This is a genomic window from Streptomyces sp. NPDC050548 (assembly GCF_044457385.1).
Taxonomy (GTDB): domain Bacteria; phylum Actinomycetota; class Actinomycetes; order Streptomycetales; family Streptomycetaceae; genus Streptomyces.
On record NZ_JBITGV010000023.1, the window covers coordinates 141,667 to 147,666 of the forward strand.

Sequence of the window (6,000 nt, forward strand, 5' to 3'; positions counted from 1 at the left end):
GTTCGCCGCCCCGACAGCACCACTACTGCCCGCCCCTGCGGCCAACCTCCGACAACCCCAGCAGCACAGCCCCCGACAGCCCGCGCGATGGGCCGGCCAACCTCCGACAGCCCAGGTCCGACCACCCCAGCCCCCCCCCACCTCCTGACCGTCGACCTCCTCACCCTCACCCCGTCACACCCCCTCGACCGCAACCACCCCCGCGCCACTCCCGCCACTTCCACCCTTCCCGCCACTGCCCCCGCCCCCGCCATCCCTTCCCCGCCCGATGACCCACCCCTCCAACGCCGCCGCGCACGCATGATCCACATGCCGCAGCCCGCCCAACTCCAGCCGCACCTCCCGGTCGTACGGCAGTGCCTCCAACGCGTCCAGCAGCTTCGGCAGTCGTAGGAACGTCGCATGTCCCAGGACCCGTACGACGATTCCCGCGTCGCCGAGGTCCTCCGTCTCCACGTGGACATGGCTGATGTCCCACGCGGTTTTCGCCACTGCCAACGCCAGCCCGACCAACACCCCCTCGAACAGATTCCCCACCACGATCGCCACCGCGGTCACCCCGAGCACGACCACCTCACCCCGGTGCCCGGTCCACAACCCCCGCACCTGCCGTACCGGCACGAGCTTGCAGCCGGCGTGCACGAGCAGCCCGGCCAGCGCCGCGACCGGCACCAACCCCAGTACTCCGGGCAGCAGTGCCGTGAAGAGCAGCAGCCACCCACCGTGCAGCACCCGCGAGGCCTTGGTCCTGGCGCCCGCCTGTACATTCGCAGCGCTCCGCACGATCACCGCGGTCATCGGCAGCGCCCCGAGGACCCCGCACACCGCGTTGCCCGCGCCCTGCGCGATCAACTCCCGGTCGTAGTCCGTCCGCGGACCCCGGTGCAGCCGGTCCACCGCCGCCGCGCTGAACAACGACTCCGCCGACGCGATCAACGCGAACGCGACGACCGTCCCGATCACCCCCACTTCCGTGAGCCGCCCGAAATCCCCCCACTCCGGAACCCGCACGGCACCTAGCAGGCCCCGCACCTCAACCCGCCGCACCGACAGGTCGAACACCCCGGTCACCGCCGCCGCCAGCCCCACCGCCACCAACGGCCCCGGCACCAGCCGAGCCCCGCGCCGCCACCGAGGCCAGAGCACCAGTACGGCAATGGTGGCACCGCCCACTGACAACGCCACCGGATCCACCAGCCCCGGCAGCGACACCAGCCCCGTGAGCTTCCCGAGCCCGCCCGCCGGTGCGGCCACATCACCGAGCGCGTAGACCTGGCCGGCGACCAGCACGAGCCCGATCCCGGCGAGCATCCCCTGCACCACGGCCGCGGACACGGCCCGGAACCACCGCCCGAGCCGCAGCACCCCGAGCCCCAACTGCACGACCCCGGCGGCGAACACCAGCACCCCGAGCGCCTCGACGCCGTACGCCCGCACGGCCTCGTACACCAGCACGGTCAGCCCGGCGGCCGGACCGCTCACCTGAAGGCTGCTGCCGGGCAGCGCCCCGACCACCAGCCCGCCGACGATCCCGGTGACCAGCCCCAGTTCGGCCGGCACCCCGGAGGCGATCGCCACACCCACGCACAGCGGGAGCGCGACGAGAAAGACGACTAGAGAAGCGAACAGATCGGCCTTGCTCACACCACAGCGCATGACAACGGCACCTCCGAATTGCGAACGGGAGATGCGTGGGCGCCGCACCGGGGGAGGGCACGGCGAACTGAAATCCATTGTCGGGAACGGGAGTTGATCGCGCACGCGATTCGTGTGACCACCCCGTGAACGCGGAGGCGTCCATACCGGAGCGCCCCACTCCGATCACGCCGCCACGCGCCTGCGCCGTCCCGCGCACCCGTGTAACGGCAGTGCCGCCGAACCCGCTTGACGACCCCGCCCCGCGAGAGCATTATTCATCGTATGATGAATTACGTCGCCGAATCACCCGGATCACCGGACACTCCACCCGGCGCGGCCCCCGACCCCGCCGTCCAGGCCGCAGCCCTCACCGTCGTCCGAGGCCCCCGCACCGTCCTGCGCGGCATCGACTTCACCGTCCCGCGCGGTCAGATCACCGGCCTGCTCGGCCCCTCCGGCTGCGGCAAGTCGACCCTCATGCGCTCGATCGTCGGCACCCAGGCCAAGGTCACCGGCACCCTGAACGTCCTCGGCCACCCCGCCGGCCACCCCGCCCTCCGCACCCGCATCGGCTACGTCACCCAAGCCCCTTCCGTCTACGATGACTTGACGGTCCGTCAGAACCTCGACTACTTCGCCGCGATCCTCGACCCCGGCCGCACCGCCGCCACCCGCCGCCACGAGGTCGACCGCGTCCTGACCGACGTCGACCTCGTCAGCCACGCCGACGCCCTCGCCGGCAACCTCTCCGGCGGCCAGCGCAGCCGCGTCTCCCTCGCGGTCGCGCTCCTCGGCACCCCGGAACTCCTCGTCCTCGACGAACCCACCGTCGGCCTCGACCCCGTCCTCCGCCGCGACCTGTGGACCCTCTTCCACGACATCGCCGCCTCCCGCGGCGCCACCCTCCTCATCTCCTCCCACGTCATGGACGAGGCCGAGCGCTGCCACCGCCTCCTCCTGATGCGCGAGGGCGAGGTCCTCGCCGACGACACCCCCGACGCCCTCCGCACCCGTACCGGCTCCGACACCGTCGAAGCCGCCTTCCTGCACCTGGTCGACGAGGCCGTGGCCACCGGCCGCCAGAAGGAGACGACCCGATGAGCACGCCAACGATCACGGCCCCTACGGCACCCAGCGCCCTGAGCCTCGCCCGCACCACCGCCACCGCGGCCCGCGTCCTGCGCCAGCTCCGCCACGACCCCCGCACGATCGCGCTGCTGATCCTCATCCCGTGCGTGATGCTCGTCCTGCTGCGCTACGTCTTCGACGGCAGCCCGCGCACCTTCGACAGCATCGGCGCCTCCCTGCTCGGGATCTTCCCGCTCATCACGATGTTCCTGGTCACGTCGATCGCCACCCTGCGCGAACGCACCTCCGGCACCCTCGAACGACTCCTCGCCATGCCCATGGGCAAGGGCGACCTGATCGCCGGCTACGCCCTCGCCTTCGGCACCCTCGCGATCATCCAGTCCGCCCTGGCCACCGGCCTCGCCGTCTGGTTCCTCGGCCTCGACGTCACCGGCAGCCCCTGGCTCCTCCTCCTGGTCGCCCTCCTCGACGCCCTCCTCGGCACCGCCCTCGGCCTCTTCGTCTCGGCCTTCGCCGCCTCGGAGTTCCAGGCCGTCCAGTTCATGCCGGCGGTGATCTTCCCCCAACTCCTCCTCTGCGGCCTCTTCACCCCGCGCTCCGAGATGCACCCGGTGCTGGAGACCATCTCCGACGTCCTCCCCATGTCGTACGCGGTCGACGGCATGAACGAGGTCCTCAAGCACACGGAGATGACCGCGACCTTCGTCAGGGACGTCCTGATCGTGGCCGGCTGCGCCCTGCTGGTCCTGTGCCTGGGCGCGGCCACACTGAGGAGGCGTACGGCATAGAGGCGCACCACATGAAGGTGTTCCGCCAGCCGGACAGCCGTCTCAAGGGCGCACCGCCGGTGCGAGGATGACCCCATGACCCAGAAAGTCGCAGTCCTCGGCACCGGCAAGATCGGCGAAGCCCTGCTCAGCGGAATGATCCGAGCGGGCTGGGCCCCGGCCGATCTCCTGGTCACCGCCCGCCGCCCCGAGCGCGCCGAGGAACTCCGCGCCCGCCACGGAGTCACCCCGGTCACCAACCCCGAGGCCGCGAAGAGCGCCGACACCCTGATCCTCACGGTCAAGCCGCAGGACATGGGCACCCTCCTCGACGAACTCGCCCCGCACCTCCCCGCCGACCGCCTGGTCATCAGCGGCGCGGCGGGCATCCCCACCTCCTTCTTCGAGGAGCGCCTGGCCGCAGGCACCCCTGTCGTCCGGGTCATGACGAACACCCCCGCCCTCGTCGACGAGGCGATGTCCGTCATCTCCGCCGGCAGCCACGCCACCGAGGCCCACCTCGCGCACGCCGACGAGATCTTCGGCGCCGTCGGCAAGACACTCCGCGTCCCCGAGTCCCAGCAGGACGCCTGCACCGCTCTCTCCGGCTCCGGCCCGGCGTACTTCTTCTACCTGGTCGAAGCCATGACGGACGCGGGCATCCTGCTCGGCCTGCCGCGCGACAAGGCCCACGACCTCATCGTCCAGTCCGCGATCGGCGCCGCCGTCATGCTCCGCGACAGTGGCGAACACCCGGTCAAGCTCCGGGAGAACGTCACCTCGCCGGCCGGCACGACGATCAACGCCATCCGCGAACTGGAGAACCACGGCGTACGCGCCGCACTCATCGCCGCCCTGGAGGCAGCCCGCGACCGCAGCCGCGAACTGGCCTCCGGAAACAGCTAGTCGGCGGCCGGACGGCTACGCAGGCAGAAGCCCGATGGCCCGATACGCGGTATCGACCATCGGCTTCGCCATCCCTCTCGCCTTCTCCGCCCCATCCCGCAACACCCCTTCCACATAAGCGGGATCCGCGCACAACGCCTTGTGCCGCTCCTGCACAGGCCTGAGCAGCTCGACCACTGCCTCCGCGGTGTCCTTCTTCAACGCTCCGTACGACTCATATACACCGCTCAAGTCCTCGGGGTTCCCACCCTCGCAAGCGGCCAGGATCTCCAGCAGATTGGCGACCCCCGGCCGCTCCTCCCGGTCGTAGACGACCTCCGCCGCACTGTCGGTCACGGCCCGCATGACCTTCTTCCGTACGACGTCCGGCTCGTCCAGCAGATAGACGATCCCCGGCCCGGAGTCGTCCGACTTCCCCATCTTCGAAGTCGGCTCCTGCAGATTCATCACCCGCGCCGCCACCCCCGGCCGAGTCGCCCGGGGCACCACGAACGTATGGCCGTATCGCTGGTTGAACCTGACCGCCAGATCCCGGGCCAGCTCCACATGCTGCGTCTGGTCGTCCCCGACCGGCACCTCGTCCGTCCCGTACGCCAGGATGTCCGCCGCCATCAGCACGGGATACGTCAGCAACGACAGCCGCACACTCCCGCCCCGCTCCCGCTCACGCGCGGCCTTCTCCTTGTACTGCACCATCCGCCGCATCTCACCGTCGGTCGCCACACACTCCATGACGTACGACAGCCGCGTGTGCTCGTCCACATGACTCTGTACGAACACGGTGCACAGCTCCGGATCCAGCCCCGCCGCCAGCAACAGCGTCGCCGCCTGTCGAGTGAGCCTGCGCACCCGCGCCGGATCGTGGTCCACGGTCAGCGCGTGCAGATCGACCACGCAGAACAGGGCGTCGCTCTGCCGCTGATCCAGATCGACCCAGCGCCGCACGGCACCCAGGTAGTTCCCCAGCGTCAGGTGCCCGGTCGGCTTGACCCCACTGAAGACCCGTGTCATCTCTCCACCTCCTGGTCGAGACCGCCGCGCCGGCCGGCCGCCCCTCTGGAGGGAGAAACAAGAACGGCCGCCGAGGCGGCGGCCGTTGAGTACATACGTGTGTACGGCCGCCGTCAGGCGGCCCACCACTGCTGGGTGCACGTATGTGTGGTCACGTCACACAGAGTACGCCTCTACGAGGCTCTCCGGAGCGGAGTTGACACGCCCCGACCGCCTACGTAGTGTTCTCCGAGTTGTCCGACGTGAGCGCCGACTCCGGTCGGTCCCCGGACAGCCATTCCGCAAGTACCTACAAACAATCGACGATCCGTCGTCGCTTGTATTGGCATGCGTATTTGCGGAATGAGGAATCCGCGTTCGAAAGGACGCATCCCCCGATTCGCTCGGGACTCAGGAATCCGCTAAAGTCTCACTCGTCGGAACGGCCCAACGGCCGGGATGGCAACCCTCTCTGACTGGGAGTCAGGCCCGAAAGGGTCTGATAGAGTCGGAACCGCCGGAAAGGGAAACGCGGAAGCGGGAACCTGGAAAGCACCGAGGAAATCGGGACCGGAAACGGTCTGATAGAGTCGGAAACGCAAGACCGAAG

Annotated in this window: 5 protein-coding genes; 3 read left to right on the forward strand and 2 right to left on the reverse strand. The window is 69.8% G+C overall.

Annotation, left to right across the window (positions count from 1 at the left end; all coding sequences use genetic code 11):
• Positions 1-174: 174 nt before the first annotated feature.
• Positions 175-1,656, reverse strand: coding sequence for a SulP family inorganic anion transporter (locus ACIBJH_RS42175; RefSeq protein ID WP_399122250.1), 1,482 nt, complete (start codon positions 1,654-1,656; stop codon positions 175-177).
• Positions 1,657-1,920: 264 nt separating this feature from the next.
• On the opposite strand from ACIBJH_RS42175, the gene ACIBJH_RS42180 reads away from it, so the two are divergent.
• The 3 genes from ACIBJH_RS42180 to proC all read left to right on the forward strand — a co-directional run bounded on the left by ACIBJH_RS42180 (position 1,921) and on the right by proC (position 4,400).
• A complete protein-coding gene (locus ACIBJH_RS42180; RefSeq protein ID WP_399122251.1) occupies positions 1,921-2,739 on the forward strand; it encodes an ABC transporter ATP-binding protein in 819 nt (272 codons plus the stop codon).
• Positions 2,736-3,515, forward strand: coding sequence for an ABC transporter permease (locus tag ACIBJH_RS42185; protein ID WP_399122252.1), 780 nt, complete (start codon positions 2,736-2,738; stop codon positions 3,513-3,515). The genes ACIBJH_RS42180 and ACIBJH_RS42185 overlap by 4 nt, the downstream gene beginning before the upstream one ends.
• A gap of 75 nt (positions 3,516-3,590) precedes the next feature.
• Positions 3,591-4,400, forward strand: a complete 810-nt coding sequence (proC, locus tag ACIBJH_RS42190) for a pyrroline-5-carboxylate reductase (protein WP_200717065.1) — start codon at positions 3,591-3,593, stop codon at positions 4,398-4,400.
• 15 nt (positions 4,401-4,415) lie between these two features.
• On the opposite strand, the gene trpS is transcribed toward proC, so the two are convergent.
• Entirely contained in the window at positions 4,416-5,411 is a 996-nt protein-coding gene (trpS, locus tag ACIBJH_RS42195) for a tryptophan--tRNA ligase (RefSeq protein WP_399122253.1), read from the reverse strand.
• Positions 5,412-6,000 lie beyond the last annotated feature (589 nt).